This is a genomic window from Saccharothrix variisporea, from assembly GCF_003634995.1.
Classification (GTDB): domain Bacteria; phylum Actinomycetota; class Actinomycetes; order Mycobacteriales; family Pseudonocardiaceae; genus Actinosynnema; species Actinosynnema variisporeum.
Genome location: NZ_RBXR01000001.1, coordinates 8,958,760 through 8,976,541 on the forward strand (window position 1 = coordinate 8,958,760; position 17,782 = coordinate 8,976,541).

6 protein-coding genes are annotated in these 17,782 nt (G+C 75.2%); 4 read left to right on the forward strand and 2 right to left on the reverse strand.

Annotated features, from left to right (window positions below):
- The first annotated feature begins 34 nt into the window (after positions 1–34).
- The 3 genes from DFJ66_RS40365 (at position 35) to DFJ66_RS40375 (ending at position 2,599) form a co-directional block, all read left to right on the forward strand.
- Entirely contained in the window at positions 35–445 is a 411-nt protein-coding gene (locus tag DFJ66_RS40365) for a YybH family protein (protein WP_121229852.1), read from the forward strand.
- Between the two features lie 61 nt (positions 446–506).
- A complete protein-coding gene (locus DFJ66_RS40370) occupies positions 507–1,031 on the forward strand; it encodes a flavin reductase family protein (protein ID WP_121229854.1) in 525 nt (174 codons plus the stop codon).
- Positions 1,028–2,599: an acyl-CoA carboxylase subunit beta gene (locus DFJ66_RS40375; protein ID WP_246030121.1), complete on the forward strand. Its 1,572-nt coding sequence runs from the start codon at positions 1,028–1,030 to the stop codon at positions 2,597–2,599. Before DFJ66_RS40370 ends, DFJ66_RS40375 begins: the two co-directional genes overlap by 4 nt.
- A 483-nt stretch (positions 2,600–3,082) precedes the next feature.
- Here the strand turns inward: DFJ66_RS40375 and DFJ66_RS40380 are convergent, their stop codons facing one another.
- Together DFJ66_RS40380 and DFJ66_RS40385 are read right to left on the reverse strand one after the other, a co-directional pair.
- Complete coding sequence (locus DFJ66_RS40380) at positions 3,083–4,549, reverse strand: aspartate aminotransferase family protein (protein WP_121229856.1); 1,467 nt, start codon at positions 4,547–4,549, stop codon at positions 3,083–3,085.
- A 6-nt stretch (positions 4,550–4,555) separates the two neighbouring features.
- A complete protein-coding gene (locus DFJ66_RS40385; RefSeq protein WP_121229858.1) occupies positions 4,556–4,939 on the reverse strand; it encodes a YybH family protein in 384 nt (127 codons plus the stop codon).
- Positions 4,940–5,115: 176 nt separating this feature from the next.
- Here DFJ66_RS40385 and DFJ66_RS40390 point away from each other — a divergent pair, with 176 nt between their 5' ends.
- On the forward strand, positions 5,116–17,775 hold the full coding sequence (locus tag DFJ66_RS40390; protein ID WP_121229860.1) for a type I polyketide synthase: 12,660 nt from the start codon (positions 5,116–5,118) through the stop codon (positions 17,773–17,775).
- The last annotated feature ends 7 nt before the right edge of the window (positions 17,776–17,782 follow it).

Here is a 17,782-nt window from a genome sequence, read left to right on the forward strand (position 1 = left end):
CTTCGAATCCTCCCGCACGAAAGCGAGGCTGCCCATGACCGCGCAGATCGACCTGCGGAACCTCGACCTCACCGACGACCCGGAAACCCAGAACGAGGTGTTCCTCGCGGCGTTCAACTCCGGGAAAGGGGCGATCTTCGACAGCCTCTACCGGGACGACTCCATCTCGAACCTGTCCGGCAAGCCGTTGACCGGCGAAGCGCGCACGCGGGCCATCACCGAACTGCTGGCCACCGGTCCGCAGTTGAAGTCGACGGTGCGCGCGTACTACGCGACCGCCGACACCTCGTTGATCATCGTGAACTACGACCTGGTGATCACCCTCGAGGACGGTCGCCGGCAGCGCATCCTCGGCAAGTGCACCGACGTGCTGGTGCGTGGCGAGGACGGCAAGTGGGTCATGGCCGTCGACCGCCCGGTCGCCGACGAGGTCCAGGACCTCTGACGCCCTCCCGCGCGGACCGCGTCCGCCGCGGTCCGCGCCCACTCCCGAAAGGAGGCGCGCGATGGACGTCGCTGCCGAGCTGTCCGGTGTCACGCCGGCGGAGATGCGTTCCACCCTGGCCCGGTTCGCCACGGGCGTCGTCGTGCTCACCGTCGGCGGCGAGCACATGCACGGCATGACCGCCAACGCGTTCAGCTCGGTGTCGCTGGAACCACCGTTGGTGCTGTGCTGCGTGGCCCGCACGGCCACCATGCACGGCGCGATCACGGCGGCGGGCCACTTCGCGACGTCGGTGTTGCGCGCGGACCAGGAGGCCAGCGCACGCCACTTCGCCGACCGCGCCCGTCCGGCCGGGCAGGCCCAGTTCGACGCGGTCGCCTGGCGGCCCGGCGAGCTGACCGGCGCGCCGGTGCTGGCGGAGGCGTTGGCGTGGCTGGAGTGCGAGGTGGCCGACGCGTACGACGCCGGCGACCACTCCGTGTTCATCGGCCGGGTCCTGGGCTCGGGCATCGGGGACGGAGGGGCCGGGTTGTTGTTCTTCGACGGCGCTTACGGGCACACCGACACGAACGAGGGGAGCCGATGAGCATCACCGAGGTCGACGTCCGGCAGCCGGCCCGTCCCGCGCCCCGCCGCTCCATGCCGGAGCTGCGGGACCGCCGGGACCAGCTGGCCACCCGCATCGCGCTGGGCGACGCGGGCGCGGTCGAGCGCCAGCACCGCCTGGGCAAGCGCACCGCTCGGGAGCGGTTGGAGCTCCTGCTGGACGAGGGGTCGTTCGTCGAGGTGGAGATGTACCGGAAGGGGGCGGGAGGCGCGTACACGGACGGCGTCGTCGCCGGCTCGGGCACCGTGGACGGGCGCAGGGTCTTCGTATACGCCCAGGACTTCACCATCTCCGGAGGGTCGCTGGGCGCGGCACACGCCGCGAAGATCCACAAGGTGATGGACCTGGCCCTGGCGACGGGGTCGCCGATCGTGGCGTTGAACGACAGCGGCGGCGCGCGCATCCAGGAGGGCGTGCAGGCGCTGGACGGCTACGGCGGCATCTTCCGGCGCCAGGTGGAGGCATCCGGTGTCATCCCGCAGATCGCCGTGGTGCTGGGGCCGTGCGCGGGTGGGGCGGCGTACTCGCCGGCGCTGGCCGACTTCACCTTCATGGTGCGCGACACCGCGCAGATGTACCTGACCGGGCCGGACGTGGTCGCGGCGGTGAGCGGTGAGCGGGTCACGCACAACCAGCTCGGCGGCGCGGACGTGCACGGGTCGCTGTCCGGGGTGGCGTCCTTCGTGCACGACGACGAGGACAGCTGCCTGGCCGACGTCCGGTACCTGCTGTCGCTGCTCCCGGCCAACAACCTGGAGCCGCCGCCGGCGGTGCCGCACGACGACCCGGACGACCTGCGGCCCGCGCTGGCCGACCTGGTGCCCGTGGAGCCGAACCGGCCCTACGACATGCGGGACGTCCTCGTCGAACTGCTCGACGACGGGGAGTTCCTGGAGGTGCACCAGGGCTGGGCCGGGAACGTGCTGTGCGCGTTCGGGCGCCTCCACGGCGAGGTCGTCGGCGTGGTCGGCAACCAGCCGCGCGTGCTGGCCGGTGTGCTGGACACGGCGGCGTCGCAGAAGGCGGCCCGGTTCGTGCGGTTCTGCGACGCTTTCGGCATCCCGCTGGTGACCCTGGTGGACGTGCCGGGCTTCCTGCCGGGCACGGAACAGGAGTACGGCGGTGCCATCCGGCACGGGGCGAAGCTGCTGTACGCGTACTGCGAGGCGTCTGTGCCGCGCGTGCAGGTGATCCTGCGCAAGGCGTACGGCGGCGCTTACATCGTGATGGACTCGCGGTCGATCGGGTGCGACCTGTCGCTCGCGTGGCCCACCAACGAGATCGCCGTGATGGGCGCGGAGGCCGCGGTGAACGTGGTGCACCGCAAGGAGTTGGCCGCCGCCGCCGACCCGGACGAGCTGCGGGCGGTGCTGACGGCGAAGTACACCGAGGAGCTGGTGCACCCGTACTACGCGGCGGAGCGCGGGCTGGTCGACGACGTGATCGACCCGGCGGAGACGCGGTCGGCGGTGGCTCGGGGGTTGGCGGTGCTGCGGGACAAGCGGCGGCGGGTGCCTGCGCGCAAGCACGGGAACGTTCCGCTGTAGGCCGGGTCCTGCGAGCTTGGGCGCGCTGGCGCGCTGTCGAGATGAAGAGATTACAAGCGGCGCTCGCCGCGCGGCAGGCCGCCAGCGGGGGGTGAAGGGCGTCGGTTCCCCCGCCGTATGGCCTGGCGGAGCCAACCACAGATTTCCCGGGGTGCCGCTGAAACTTTTTGCTCGTTCCTCGCAAAAACTTTCGGCTGCACCCCGGGAAATCTGTGGTAGCCCTTCGGGCAGGCCATACGGCGGGGGAACCGAGGCCCTCCACCTGTGGTTGGGACCACGGCACAAAAGCGCGCTGCGCGCGCGAAAAGGGCGACAATGCGCGGACGGTTCGGCCGTCCGCGCATTGCTGTCTGTGGAACTGTTGTGGGTCGACAGGGGTGCGAGAGCGCCGGCGCTGCGGAGGGGAGACAGCGGCGGCCCCGCTCGACACTGGGGGAGTCGGGCGGGGCCGCCGAGCCGGGCTGACCTTGGGGGGATGGGTGGTCAGCCGGGCGGGAGGAGGGTGTCCGGGTGGTCGCGCAGGGCTGTGCACACCGCGCGGAGGCCCTCGGTCAGGCGCGCGATTGCCTTGTCGGTGATGCCGATGGACGGTTCGAACCGCAGTGTGTGGCTCGCGCTCGCCGTCGGGAAGACCCGCACGTGGTGTTCGCGCAGCAGGTGGCCCGCCACCACGTAGCCGAGCAGGCCCGTGCGGGCTAGGTCGGCCACCGCGCCCGTGCCGCTGCTCTGGTCGCGGAACTCCAGGCCCTGCATGAGGCCCAGGCCGCGGACGTCGGCCACGACGGTGGGGAACTCGTCGGCCACCGCGCGCAGGGCTCGCGTGAGCGCTTCGCCTCGTTCGGTGGCTCGGGTGTAGGCGGCGCCGTCGTCGGCCTCCAGCAGTTCCACCACCCGCGCACCGATGTGGCATGAGAACGCGTCCTTGGCGAACGTCGAGCTGTGCAGCAGCTCGAAGTCCGGCAGGTAGTGGTCCTGGCGGATGAGGGTGACCGATGCCTTGGCCAGGCCGCCGCCCAGTGCCTTGCCCAGCAGCACGTAGTCGCCGAGCAGGCCGAGGTGGGCGGCGGCGTGGAACGTCCCCGTCCGGCCGAAGCCGGTCTGGATCTCGTCCACGACGACCGGGAACCCGACGGCGTCGGCCGTCGCGCGCAGCTGTGCCGCCGCGTCGGCGTCGAGGAGGTTGATGCCGCCCTCGCCCTGCAACGGCTCGACGAAGAACGCCGCGATCACCGGCAGGTCCCGCTCGGTCAACCGGCCGTCCACCACGTCGAGCACCGTGGTGCGTTCCGCCTTGACGGCCTTGGCGATCCCGTCCGCCGGCACGAACCGCGCCTGAGCGCCCAGACCCCGGAACGGCAACCGGTAGGCGGTGTTGTGCGTCAGCTGCACGCTGGCCGCCAGCTTGCCGTGGAACGCGCCCTCCAGGGCCAGGAAGACCGGGGGCACGTCGAAGCGGCCCTCGTTGTGCTCGCGTGCCCGCCGGGCGAGGTCGGGGTCGGCGTCGGCCAGGTGGGACTCGATCTCCTCGCGCAGCGCCGCGACCTTCGCGCCCCGCGCCATCCCCGCGTGCTTGAGCGCCACCTCGACGGCTTCCGCGCCGGTGTTGGCGAAGATCGCCGAGTACGGCCGGTCCACCCCGAACTCGCGCCACAGGACACGGTTCAGGGCGAGGGCCAGGTCGTTCGCGTACGGGTGGTAGGAGAACTGGGCGTGCACGGGCACCTGCTCGTCCAGCAGTTCCCGTGCTCGGGCCAGCACGGCGGGGTGGTTGTGGCCCAGCACCAGGGACCCGTAGCCGCCGACGAAGTCGTCCACCGGCACGTCACCGGCGGCGGTCCGCCACCACAGCGTGTCGGCCTCGGCCCGGACGTACTCCGCGTCCAGGCCGAGCTGCGACAGCAGGCCGCGCAGGTGCGCCTCGGCCGGCTCCAGCGCCATGTCCGTCGTCATCGCGGATCAGTTGTCGCCGAAGGGGTTGTCGACCGCGTAGCGCCAGTTGCCGTCGGCGCCGCGGCGCAGCACGTCCAGGCCGGTGCCGGTGAGCGTCTCCTGGCCCTCGATCTCGATCGTCCAGTCGACGACGAGCAGCGCGGTGTCGCCGGTGACGTAGGACTCCTTGACCTGGGCCCGCATCCGGGGCTTCTGCGTGATGAACTCCGCGACGGCCTGGCGGTGCTCCTCGCCGCTGATGGGCTTCTCCGGGTCCCACACCGACACCGCGTCCTCGGTGTACAGCCGCAGCACCGCTTCCAGGTCGCCGGCGTTCATCGCGCGCACGTAGAGATCCGTCACGCGGGTCGCGTCGTCGGTGAGCGCGAACTCGTCCACGTTCGTCGTCATGGCGAACCGTCCTCTTCTTCCGGTGGACAACGGCCTCGACGCTAGCCGGCGGCCGGTCTCCCGGCGGTAACCGGTGATCCGGAGGACACCCGCCTACCGGTGCGTGACCGGGTGCGGAGGACCGCTCACTAGGAACGACCCCGGAGGAGTTTTTCCCTGGGGGCGGAGGACGGTCGATGACGAACCTGCACGACGCGGTCGCGGTGGTCGGGATGTCCTGCCGGCTGCCGATGGCGCCGGACCCGGCCGCGTTCTGGCGGCTGCTGCGCGACGGCCGCGACGCGGTGGTGGAGCTGCCGCCGGAGCGGCGCGAGGGACTGTCGCCGGAAGTGCGCGGGACGCGGTGGGGCGCGGTGCTCGACGGTGTCGGCGACTTCGACGCGGCGTTCTTCGGCATCTCGCCGCGCGAGGCGGCGGCGCTGGACCCGCAGCAGCGGCTCGTGCTGGAACTGGCGTGGGAGGCGTTGGAGGACGCGGGGATCGTGCCCGCCGACCTCGCCGGCACCCCCACGTCGGTGTTCGTGGGCGCGCTGCGCGACGACTACACCGCCCTGACCCTGGGCCGCGGCGCGATCACCCAGCACACCAACATCGGCACGCACCGCGGCATCATCGCCAACCGCGTCTCGCACGCCCTCGACCTGCACGGCCCCAGCGTCGTCGTCGACACCGCGCAGTCGTCGTCGCTGGTGGCCGTGCACCTGGCCGCCCAGAGCGTGCGCTCGGGCGAGTCGCCGCTGGCGCTCGCGGCGGGCGTGACGCTGAACCTGCTCGCCGAGGGCGCGGTGGGCGCGGAGAAGTTCGGCGGGCTGTCGCCGGACGGGCGGTGCCACACCTTCGACGCGCGGGCCAACGGGTACGTGCGCGGCGAGGGCGCGGCGGTGCTGGTGCTCAAGCCGCTGCGGACCGCGCTGGCCGACGGCGACGAGGTGCACGCCGTCCTGCTGGGCAGTGCGGTGAACAACGACGGCGCGACGCCGGGGCTGACCGTGCCCGACGCGCGGGCGCAGGAACGCGTGGTGCGGGCCGCGCAGCGGCGGGCGGGCGTCACCCGCGAGCAGGTGCAGTACGTGGAGCTGCACGGCACCGGGACCCCGGTCGGCGACCCGGTGGAGGCGGCGGCGCTGGGCGCGGTGTTCGCCGGGCGGGAGCTGCCGCTGCCGGTGGGTTCGGTGAAGACCAACATCGGGCACCTGGAGGGCGCGGCGGGTGTCGCGGGGCTGCTCAAGGTGGTGCTGGCCATCCGCAACCGGCAGCTGCCGCCGAGCCTGCACTTCAGCACGCCGAACCCGGCCATCCCGTTGGACGAGCTGAACCTGACCGTCCACACGGGACTGTCGGGCTGGCCGCAGCCGGACCGCCCGCTGGTCGCCGGGGTCAGCTCGTTCGGCATGGGCGGGACCAACTGCCACGTCGTCGTGGCCGAGCCGGCCGCCGACCCGGCACAAGGCTCGGCCACCGCGGGTGGGACACGTCCAGCAGCGCAGGTGGTCGTTCCGCTGTCCGGGCGCGGGGTCGAGGCGCTGCGTGCGCAGGCGGCGCGGTTGCGGGAGACGGCCGGCGAGCCGGTGGACCTCGGGTGGTCGCTGGCCACGACGCGCACGGCGTTCGAGCGGCGCGCGGCGGTCGTGGCGACGGACCGGGCGTCCCTGGACGCGGGGTTGGCGGCGATCGCGGCGGGAGCGCCCGGGACCGGCGTGGTCACCGGTGAGGTGGTCGAGGGCGCGTTCGGCGTCGTGTTCACCGGTCAGGGCGCGCAGCGGGTCGGCATGGGGCTGGGGCTGCACGAGCGGTTCCCGGTGTTCGCTCGGGCGTTCGACGACGCCCTGGCCCACTTCGACCCGCGGCTGCGGGACGTGATCGCCTCCGGCGACGGCCTGGACGACACCGGTTGGACCCAGCCCGCGCTGTTCGCGGTGGAGGTCGCGGCCCACCGGCTCGCCGAGTCGTGGGGCCTGGTCCCGGACGTCGTGCTGGGCCACTCGGTCGGCGAGATCGCGGCGGCGCACGTCGCGGGCGTCCTGTCGCTCGCCGACGCGGCGACGCTGGTGTCGGCGCGCGGGCGGTTGATGGCGGCACTGCCGGCCGGTGGCGCGATGGTGGCGGTGAACGCGGCCGAGGGCGACCTCGACCTGCCCGAGGACGTGGACCTGGCGGCCGTCAACGGGCCGGACTCGGTCGTCCTCTCGGGCGCGGAGGGACCGACCCTCGCCTACGCGGAGTCCCTGCGCGGGCGCGGATTGCGCGTCAAGCGGCTGACCGTCAGCCACGCCTTCCACTCCCGCCTGATGGACCCGATGCTGGACGAGTTCCGCGAGGTGGTGGCCGGCCTGGACTTCCGGTCGCCGCGCATCCGGGTCGTGTCGACGGTGACCGGTGCGCTCGCCGGGGACGAGCTGCGCGACCCCGAGCACTGGGTGCGGCAGGTCCGGCAGCCGGTCCGGTTCCTCGACGCGGTGCGCGCCGCGGACGCCGTGACGCTGCTGGAGGCCGGACCGGACGGGGTGTGCTCGGCGATGGCCGCGGCCTTCGGCGTCCGGGCGTTCCCGATGATGCGCGCGGGCGCGGACGAACCGACCACGGCGCTCACCGCGCTGGCCGCCGTGCACACGCGCGGTGTGGCGGTGGACTGGGCCGGGGTGTACGGCGGCCTGGACGCGCGGCGGGTGGCGCTGCCGACCTACCCGTTCCAGCGGGAGCGGTACTGGATCGCGGGGCAACCCGGAGCGCCCGCCACGGCACCGGACACGGCCGCGGAGAAGGGTGGGGGAGCCGGGCAGGGCCTCGGCATGACCGGGGCGGGCATCGGTAGCGTTCGCAGGGCGGCGGTCGACACCGCCGCGCTGGTGGCCGCGCACGTGGCCGCAGTGCTCGGTGTGACCGACCCCGGCCGCGTCGACCTGCGGCGGCCCTTCCGCGACCTCGGGTTCGACTCGCTGATGGGCGTGGAACTTCAGGACGCCCTCGCCGACGCCACCGGACGGTCACTGCCGAGCGGTCTGCTGTTCGACCACCCGACGCCCAACGCGGTCGTCGACTACCTGTCCGGCGCACCGGACCCGGCCGACGAGGCCGCGCCGGACACCACCGGCGGTGACGAACCGATCGCGATCGTCGGGATGGCCTGCCGGTACCCCGGTGACGTGGCCTCGCCCGAGGACCTGTGGGGGCTGGTCGTCGGCGAGCGGGACGCGATCGGACCCTTTCCCGCCGACCGCGGCTGGGCGCCCGACCTGCACCACCCCGACCCGGACCGGTCGGGCGCGAGCTACGTGCGCGAAGGCGGGTTCCTCGGCGGTGCGGCGGAGTTCGACCCGGCGTTCTTCGGCATCTCGCCGCGCGAGGCGCTGGCCATGGACCCGCAGCAACGCCTGCTGCTGCAAGTCGCCTGGGAGGCTGTGGAGCGCGCGGGCATCGACCCCGTGTCGTTGCGGGGCACGCGCACCGGCGTGTTCGTGGGCGGCACGGCGTCGGACTACGGACCGCGCATGCACGAGGCGTCGGAGCAGGCCGAGGGGCACGTGTTGACCGGGGCGACGCCGAGCGTCATGTCGGGTCGGATCGCCTACCAGCTCGGCCTCGTCGGACCGGCGCTGACCGTGGACACGGCGTGCTCGTCCTCGCTGGTCGCGCTGCACCTGGCGGTGCGGTCGCTGCGCAGCGGCGAATCGTCGGCGGCCATCGCCGGCGGCGTCGCGGTCATGGCCACGCCCGGCATGTTCCTGGAGTTCTCGCGGCAGCACGGCCTGGCCGCAGACGCCCGGTGCAAGTCCTTCTCCGCCGACGCGGACGGCACGGCGTGGGCCGAGGGCGTCGGGCTCGTCGTCCTGGAACGGCTGGCGGACGCCCGGCGCAACGGGCACCGCGTGCTGGCCGTGATCCGCGGCTCGGCGGTCAACTCCGACGGGGCGTCCAACGGGCTGACCGCGCCGAACGGCCTGTCCCAGCAGCGCGTCATCCGGCAGGCGCTCGCCGACGCCGGGCTGTCCACTTCGGACGTCGACGTGGTGGAGGCGCACGGCACCGGAACCTCCCTGGGCGACCCGATCGAGGCGGAGGCGATCCTGGCGACCTACGGCCAGGACCGCGCCGAGCCGCTGTGGTTGGGGTCGCTCAAGTCCAACATCGGCCACGCCCAGGCGGCGGCGGGTGTCGGCGGCGTGATCAAGCTGGTCGAGGCGATGCGCCACGGCGTGCTGCCGCGCACGCTGCACGTCGGCGAGCCCACGCCCCGCGTGGACTGGGGTTCGGGCAAGGTCGAGCTGCTGGTCCGGCGGCGGGAGTGGCCGGCGACCGACCGGCCGCGGCGGGCGGCGGTGTCGTCCTTCGGCATCAGCGGCACGAACGCGCACCTCGTCCTGGAGCAGGGCGACGTCGAGCCGCCGGTGGCGCCCGTCGCGGTGACGAACCCCGTCGCCTGGGTGCTCAGCGGGCACGACGAGCGGGCCGTGCGGGAGCAGGCGACGCGGCTGCGTGCGCTGGATGCCCCCGACGTGGCGGCGGTCGCCCGGAGCCTCGCGGGCCGCACGCGGTTCGACCACCGGGCGGTCGTGGTGGGGCGGACCGCCGATGAGCTCACCGCGGGCCTCGCCGCGCCCGACGTGGTGTCGGCGATCCCGGACGCCCGCACTGCGGTGCTGTTCACGGGTCAGGGCGCGCAGCGCGCCGGGATGGGGCGCGAACTGCACGCCGCGCACCCCGTGTTCGCCGCCGCCCTCGACGACGTGGTGGCCGCCTTCGAGCCGCACCTGGACCGCCCGCTGCGCGACCTGATGTTCGGCGACCACCCGGAGCTGCACGAGACCCGCTACACGCAGCCCGCGCTGTTCGCGTTCGAGGTGGCCCTGTTCCGGCTGGCCGAGCACCACGGCCTGCGGGCCGACCTGCTCGCGGGGCACTCCATCGGCGAGTTGGTCGCCGCGCACGTCGCCGGCGTGCTCACCCTGGCGGACGCGGCGGCGCTGGTCGCGGCCCGCGGCCGGCTCATGCAGTCCGCGCGGCCCGGCGGCGCGATGGTCGCCGTCCAGGCCCGGGAAGAAGACCTGGACCTCCCGGAAGGGGTGTCGCTCGCGGCGGTCAACGGGCCGGAGTCCGTGGTCGTCGCGGGTGACCACGACGCGGTTGCGGCGTTCGCCGCGCGGTTCGCCCGCACGCGCCGGCTGGCGGTGAGCCACGCGTTCCACTCGCACCACATGGACGACGTGCTCGACGAGTTCCGCGCGGTCGCCGCGACGGTCGAGCACCACGAGCCCACCGTCCCGGTCGTGTCCACAGTGGACGGACGGCCGCTGGTGGCGGACGCCGACCACTGGACCCGGCAGATCCGCGCCACCGTGCGGTTCCTGGACGCCGTGCACGGTTTGCGCGACCGGGGCGCCGGGGTGTTCGTGGAGGTCGGCCCGGACGCCGTCCTCGCACCGCTGGCGCAGTCGGCCGGGGTGACGGCGGTCGCTCTGGGCCGAGCGGGTCGGCCGGAGGTGGACGTCGCCGTCGCCGGCCTGGCCCGTGCGCACGCCCACGGCGCGACCCTGGACGTGGCGTCGTTCGCGCCCGGCGACGGCCGGGTCGACCTGCCGACCTACCCGTTCCGCCGCGAGGTGTTCTGGCTGTCGCCGCGGCCCCGCGCCACGGGCCTGGTGTCCGACGCGGTGGAGCTGGCCGAGCGGGACGAGCTGGTGCTCACCGGCGAGGTGTCGCTCGGTGCCCAGCCCTGGCTGGCCGGGCACGTCGTCAACGGCTCGGTCCTGGTGCCCGCGACCGCGTTCCTGGAGCTGGCGCTGGCCGCGGGCGAGCGGGTCGGGTTGCCCCGGGTGGACGACCTGGCGCTGGAGGCACCGCTGGTGGTGCCCGCGGACGGGTCGGTCGAGGTCCAGGTGGCCGTGCGCGACGGCCGGTTCACCGTGCACTCCCGGGTGGACGGGTGGGTCCGGCACGCGTCCGGCACGCTCGCGGAGGCCGTGGGCGCGGTCGAGGAGTTCCCGTGGCCGCCCGACGCCGAGCCCGAGCCGGTGGCCGACGCCTACGACCGGCTCTCGGCGCTGGGCTACGACTACGACGGCCCCTTCCGCGGGTTGACCGGGATGTGGCGCGACGGCACGACCCTCTACGCCGAGGTCGCCGTCCCGGCCGCCGAGCGCGGTTTCCTGGTGCACCCGGCGCTGCTGGACGCCGTGCTGCACCCGCTGGTGCTGGCACCGGCCGCGGCCGGCGAGATCCGCCTGCCGTTCGCCTGGAGCGGCGTCGAGCTGCGGGCGGCCGACGTGACGCGGCTGCGCGTCCGCATCACGCCCACCGGCACCGACACGTACGCGATCGCGCTCGCGGACGGCGCCGGCACGCCGGTCGGCGTGATCGAGGGCATCACGCTGCGCGCGGTCGCCAAGGACGCCCTCGCACGGGACGGCGGTGCGGCGTTCGCGCTCGAGTGGCGGCCGGTGCGGACGAGCGGCGAGCCGGTCGGCGAAGTCGTCGTCGTGCCGCCCGTCGACACCGACGACCCCGGCGTGGCCGTGCGCCGCGCCCTGGGGCTGGTCAAGGACTGGCTGGCGGCCGAGCACGGCCCCGCCGACCGGCTGGTGTTCCGCACCCGGCGGGCGGTCGCCGCGCGGGCAGGGGAGCCGGTCGACGACCTGGCGGGCGCGGCGGTCTGGGGCCTGGTCCGGGTCGTGCAGACCGAGCACCCGGACCAGGTGGTCGTGGTGGACGCCGAGCACGACGACGCCGTGGCGGCAGCGCTGGCGACCGGTGAGCCGCAGGCAGCCGTGCGCGACGGCGTGGTCCTGGTGCCGCGGCTGGTCCGGGCCGACGCGGGCGACGTGACACCCGGCCTGGGCCTGGACCCGGACGGCACCGTCGTCGTCACCGGCGGCACGGGCGGCCTCGGCGCCCTGGTCGCGCGCCACCTCGCCCGGCGGCACGGCGTCACGAACCTGCTGCTGCTGAGCAGGCGCGGGCTCGACGCGCCGGGGGCCGCCGAGCTGGCCGCGGAGCTGGGCGCCCGCGTGGCGGCGGTGGACGTGGCCGACCGCGACGCCCTGGCCGCCGTGCTGGCGGGCGAGCGGATCACCGCCGTCGTGCACGCCGCGGGCGTCCTGGACGACGCGACCACGACCGCCCTGACCGACGAGCAGGTCGACCGGGTCCTGGCCGCCAAGGCGCTGGCCGCGCGGCACCTGCACGAGCTGGTCGGCCGGGTCGACGCGTTCGTGTTGTTCTCCTCGGTCTCCGGGGTGCTCGGCACCGCAGGGCAGGCCAACTACGCCGCCGCCAACACCTACCTGGACGCCCTGGCCGCGCACCGCCGGTCCCTGGGCCTCCCGGCGACCTCGCTCGCGTGGGGGCTGTGGGCGGCCGGCATGGGGGAGGGGCTGGGCGAGGCGGACCTGGCGCGCTGGGCCCGTTCGGGCATCGCGCCCCTGGACGCCGAGCGCGGCCTCGCCCTGTTCGACCGCGCGGTGTCCACCGGCCCGGCGCTGCTGGTGCCCGCCGCCCTGGCCCCGTCCCGGTTCGACGGGGACGTCGTGCCGGCGCCGCTGCGCGGCCTGGTGCGTCGCCGCCCGGCTGCGGCGCCGGCACCTCGCGCGACGGCGCTCACCGAAGCGTCCGCGCTGGAGCTGGTGCGCGCCACGGCGGCGGCCGCGCTCGGGCACGCCGACGCCCGCGCGGTCGACCCCGAGCGCGCGTTCCGCGACCAGGGCTTCGACTCCCTGGCCGGGGTGGACCTGCGCAACCGGCTGATCGCCGCCACCGGGCTGCGGCTGCCGACCACGCTGGTGTTCGACCACCCCACCCCGGTCGCCCTGGCCGCGCACCTGGTGGCCGGCACCGGGCGCAAGTCCGCCGCCACGACGGCGGTCCGCGCCGACGAGCCCATCGCGATCGTCGGGATGGCGTGCCGCTACCCCGGCGGGGTGCGCTCGCCGCAGGACCTGTGGCGGCTGGTGACCGAGGGCCGGGACGCGATCACCGGGTTCCCGACCAACCGCGGCTGGGACCTCGACGCGCTCTACGACCCCGACCCGGACCGGCTGGGCACGTCCTACACCCGCGAGGGCGGTTTCCTGCACGACGCCGACCTGTTCGACAACGCCTTCTTCGGCATGTCGCCGCGCGAGGCGCTGGCCACCGACCCGCAGCAGCGCCTGCTGCTGGAGACGGCGTGGGAGGCGTTCGAGGACGCCGGGATCGACCCCGCCGCCCTGCGCGGCAGCCGCACCGGCGTCTTCACCGGCGTCATGTACGACGACTACGCGTCGCGGCTGCCGGACACGCCCGACGAGGTCGAGGGTTTCCTGTTGGCGGGCAACACCTCCAGCGTGATCTCGGGCCGCCTCGCCTACACCTACGGCCTGGAGGGACCCGCCATCACGGTGGACACGGCGTGCTCGTCGTCGCTGGTCGCCCTGCACCTGGCGGCGAACGCCCTGCGCTCCGGCGAGTGCGACCTGGCCCTGGCGGGCGGCGTCACGGTGATGGCGGGTCCGAGCACGTTCGTGGAGTTCTCCCGCCAGCGCGGCCTGGCGCGCGACGGGCGCTGCAAGTCCTTCTCGGCCGACGCGGACGGCACCGGCTGGGCGGAGGGCGTCGGCCTGCTGCTGGTCGAGCGCCTGTCCGACGCCCGCAAGCGCGGCCACCGCGTCCTGGCCGTGGTGCGGGGCAGCGCGGTGAACTCCGACGGCGCGTCCAACGGACTCACCGCCCCCAACGGGCCGTCCCAGGAACGCGTGATCCGGCAGGCGCTGGCCGCCGCCAGACTGTCCACTTCGGACGTCGACCTGGTGGAGGCGCACGGCACCGGCACCACCCTGGGCGACCCGATCGAGGCCCAGGCGATTCTCGCCACCTACGGCCAGGACCGCGCCGAACCGCTGTGGCTGGGGTCGTTGAAGTCCAACATCGGCCACACCCAGGCCGCCGCGGGCGTGGGCGGTGTCATCAAGGTCGTGCAGGCCATGCGGCACGGCGTCCTGCCCCGCACCCTGCACGCCGAGCACCCGTCCCCGCACGTGGACTGGTCCTCCGGCGCCGTGGAGCTGCTGGTGGAGCCGCGCGCGTGGCCGGACACCGGCCGGCCGCGCCGGGCGGCGGTGTCGTCGTTCGGGCTCAGCGGCACCAATGCCCACGTCGTGCTGGAGCAGCCCGACCCGGAGCCGGACGCCGAACGCGCCCCGACCGCGGGACCGGTGGCGTGGGTGCTGTCCGCGCGGGACGACGACGCGCTGCGCGCCCAAGCCGAGGCGCTGCGCGCCCACCTGGCGGAGCACCCCGAGCTGGACGTGGCGGACGTCGGCCTGACGTTGTCGCGCCGGGCACTGCTGGAGCGCCGCGCGGTGGTCGTCGGCGACCGGGAGGCGTTGGCGCGCGGTCTGGCGGACGTGCGCGGCGGCGACGGCGCGGGCCGCGGGGCGCTGGCGTTCCTGTTCACCGGGCAGGGCAGCCAGCGGGTCGGCATGGGCCGTGACCTGTACGAGCGGTCGCCGGTGTTCCGGCGGGCGCTGGACGAGGTGTGCGCGCACCTGGACCCGCTGCTGGACCGTCCACTGCGGACGGTGCTGTTCGCCGAGCGGGACACCCCGGAGGAGGCCCTGCTGGACCAGACCGCGTTCACCCAGGCCGCGCTGTTCGCCCTGGAGGTGGCGCTGTTCCGGTACGTCGAGCACCACGGCGTGCGACCGGACCTGCTGCTCGGCCACTCCGTGGGCGAGGTGGTCGCCGCGCACGTCGCGGGCGTGCTCGACCTGCCCGACGCGTGCCGCCTGGTCGCCGCGCGTGGCCGGGCGATGCAGTCGGCGCGCGAGGGCGGCGCGATGGCCGCGATCGAGGCCACCGAGGAGGAGGTGCGTGCCGCGCTGCGCCCCGGCCTGGCCGTGGCCGCGGTGAACGCCCCGCGCTCCACGGTGGTGTCCGGGGACGAGCCCGCGGTCGTGGCGACCGTGCGGGAGTGGCGGGAACGGGGCCGCCGCACGCGGCTGCTGCCGGTCAGCCACGCGTTCCACTCGCCGCACATGGACGACGTGCTCGCCGCGTTCCGCGACCAGCTGGACGGCCTGGTGTTCCGCGACCCGCAGATCACCATCGTCTCGGACGTGACCGGCGTGGTCGCCACGCCCGAGCAGCTGCGGTCGCCGGACTACTGGGTGACCCACGTCCGGGAGGCGGTGCGGTTCCTCGACGGCGTGCGCAGCCTCGAACGCCTCGGCGCGACGGAGTTCCTCGAACTGGGGCCGGACGGCGTGCTCACCGCGCTGGCCGCGCAGTGCCTGACCGACGAGCCGGGCTCGGTGACCCCGCTGCTGCGGGCCGGGCGCCCGGAGTCGGAGTCGGCGCTGGCCGCACTGGGCGTCCTGCACACCCGCGGTGTGCGCGTGACGTGGGACTACCCCGGGGCGCGGCCCGTGCCGCTGCCCGGCTACCCGTTCCGGCGCCGCCGCTTCTGGCTCGACGCGCCGGTCGCGGCGCGGGGCGCGGACGCGCTGGGCCTCGGCGACACCGGCCACCCGCTGCTCGGCGCGGCCGTCGAGTTGGCGGGCGGCGACACCGTGGTGCTGACCGGCCGCGTGACCGCCGGCTCGTGGCTGCGCGACCACCGCGTGGGCGAGGACGTGCTCCTGCCCGGCACGGCGTTGCTGGACCTCGCGCTCGCGGCGGGCGCGCGCACCGGCCACCCGCACGTGGCCGAGCTGACCCTGGCCGCGCCGCTGGTCCTGGGCACCGCGCGGCTCCAGGTGACAGTCGGCCCGGCGGAGGCGGGGCGGCGGCCGGTCACCGTCCACGCCCGTGCGGGCGACGACGTGCCGTGGGAGCTGCACGCTTCGGGCGTGCTGGCCGCCGACGCACCGCGACCGGCCGCATGGGAGTGGCCCGACGACGCCGAGGAGGTCGACCTGACCGGCGCCTACGAGCGGCTGGCCGGTCACGGCTACCACTACGGGCCCGCCTTCCAGGGGCTGACGTCGTTGCGGCGGCGCGGCGACGAGTTGTTTGCCGAGGTCCATGGCCCCGAGCAGGCCGGGTTCGTCGTCCACCCGGCCCGGTTGGACGCGGCGCTGCACGCGCTGCTGCCGGGTGTGGTGGACGAGGACGCCGAGGCCGTGGTGCCGTTCTCGTGGACCGGGGTGACGGTGCACTCCACCACGCCCGCCGCACGGGTCCGGCTCACGCGCCGCGGCTCGGCGGTGTCGCTAGCCGTCGCGGACGCCGAGGGCAACCCCGTGCTCACCGTGGACGAACTGGCTCTGCGGCCGTTGGGGCGCACCGCGCCGCCGGACGGCCTGCACGCCCTGGTGTGGCGCGAAATGGCCGTCGCCGACGCGCCACCGCACGGCCGGACCGTCCACCGGGTCCCGGCTGACGTCCGAGGGCGCGCGGCGGTCCACCACGTGCTGGAGGTGCTGCGCGGGGCCGAGGGGCCGCTGGCCGTGGTGATCCGCGACGGCGTGGACCACGCCGCCGTGCGGGGCCTGGTGCGCAGCGCGCAGGCCGAGCAGCCCGGCCGGTTCGCGCTGGCGACCGTCGCGGACGGCACGCCGGACGCGGAGCTGGACGCGGCGCTGCGGCTGGGTGAGCCGGAGGTGGCCGTCCGCGACGGTCGGGTGTTCGTGCCGCGGTTGGTCCGGTCGGCCGGGGCGGGCGCGGACGTGGCCTGGGGGAGCGGTCCGGTGCTGATCACCGGCGCGACCGGCGCGCTGGGCCGCGTCCTGGCCCGGCACCTCGTCACCGCCCAAGGCGTGCGGGACCTCGTCCTGGTGGGCCGGCGCGGCCCGGAGGCGCCGGGCGCGGAGGACCTGCGCGCCGAGCTGGCCGGACTGGGCGCGTCGGTGACCCTCGTGGCGTGCGACGTCGCCGACCGCGACGCCCTCGCCGAGGTCTTCGCGCGGTGGCGGCCCACCGCCGTGGTGCACACGGCGGGCGTCGTGGCCGATGGCACGCTCGACGGCCTGACCACCGAGCAGGTCGACGCCGTGCTGCGCCCCAAGGTGGACGCCGCCTGGAACCTGCACGAGCTGGCCGGCGACGCGACCGCGTTCGTCCTCTACTCGTCGGTCGCCGGGCTGCTGGGCACGGCCGGTCAGGCGAACTACGCGGCGGGCAACGCGTTCCTCGACGCGCTGGCCGAGCACCGCCGGGCCGCGGGCCTGCCCGCCGTGTCGCTGGCGTGGGGGCTGTGGGAGACCGAGAGCGAGCTGTCCGGCGGACTGTCCGAAGTGGACCTGCGGCGGCTCGGGCGCTCGGGTCTGCGCCCCCTGGCCGCCGACGAGGCGATGCGGCTGTTCGACGCCGCCCTGGCGCACGGCGCGCCGGTGCTCGCCGTGACCCGGATCGACCGGGCGGCGCTGCGTGGCCGGGACGACCTGCCGGCCGTCCTGCGCGACCTGGTGCGCCCTGCGGCCGCCGCGCCGCGCCCGACCGCCGTCGAGACCCCCGCGGACCCGGAGGCGCTGGTGCGCCACCAGGTGGCCGCCGTCCTCGGCCACGACGACCCGGACGCCGTGGACCCGCGGCGGGCGTTCAGCGAACTGGGCTTCGACTCGCTGACCGCCGTGGAGCTGCGCAACCGGCTCCGCGCCGCCACCGGCCTCGACCTGCCCACCACGGTCGTGTTCGACCACCCGAGCCCGGCGGCGCTGGCCGACCACGTGCGCGGCCTGCTCGTCGCCGACGAGGCCGGGCCGGTCGTGGACCGGCTGGAGGCCCTGGTCCGCGCCGGCGGACTGGACGACGCGGCGCTGCACCGGCTGCGGGCGCTGGTAGGCGCCGCCCCCGCCCCGGACCCCGACCTCGACCTCGACGCGGCCGACGACGAGGCGCTGTTCGCGCTGGTCGACGAGCTGGACTGACCTGGAG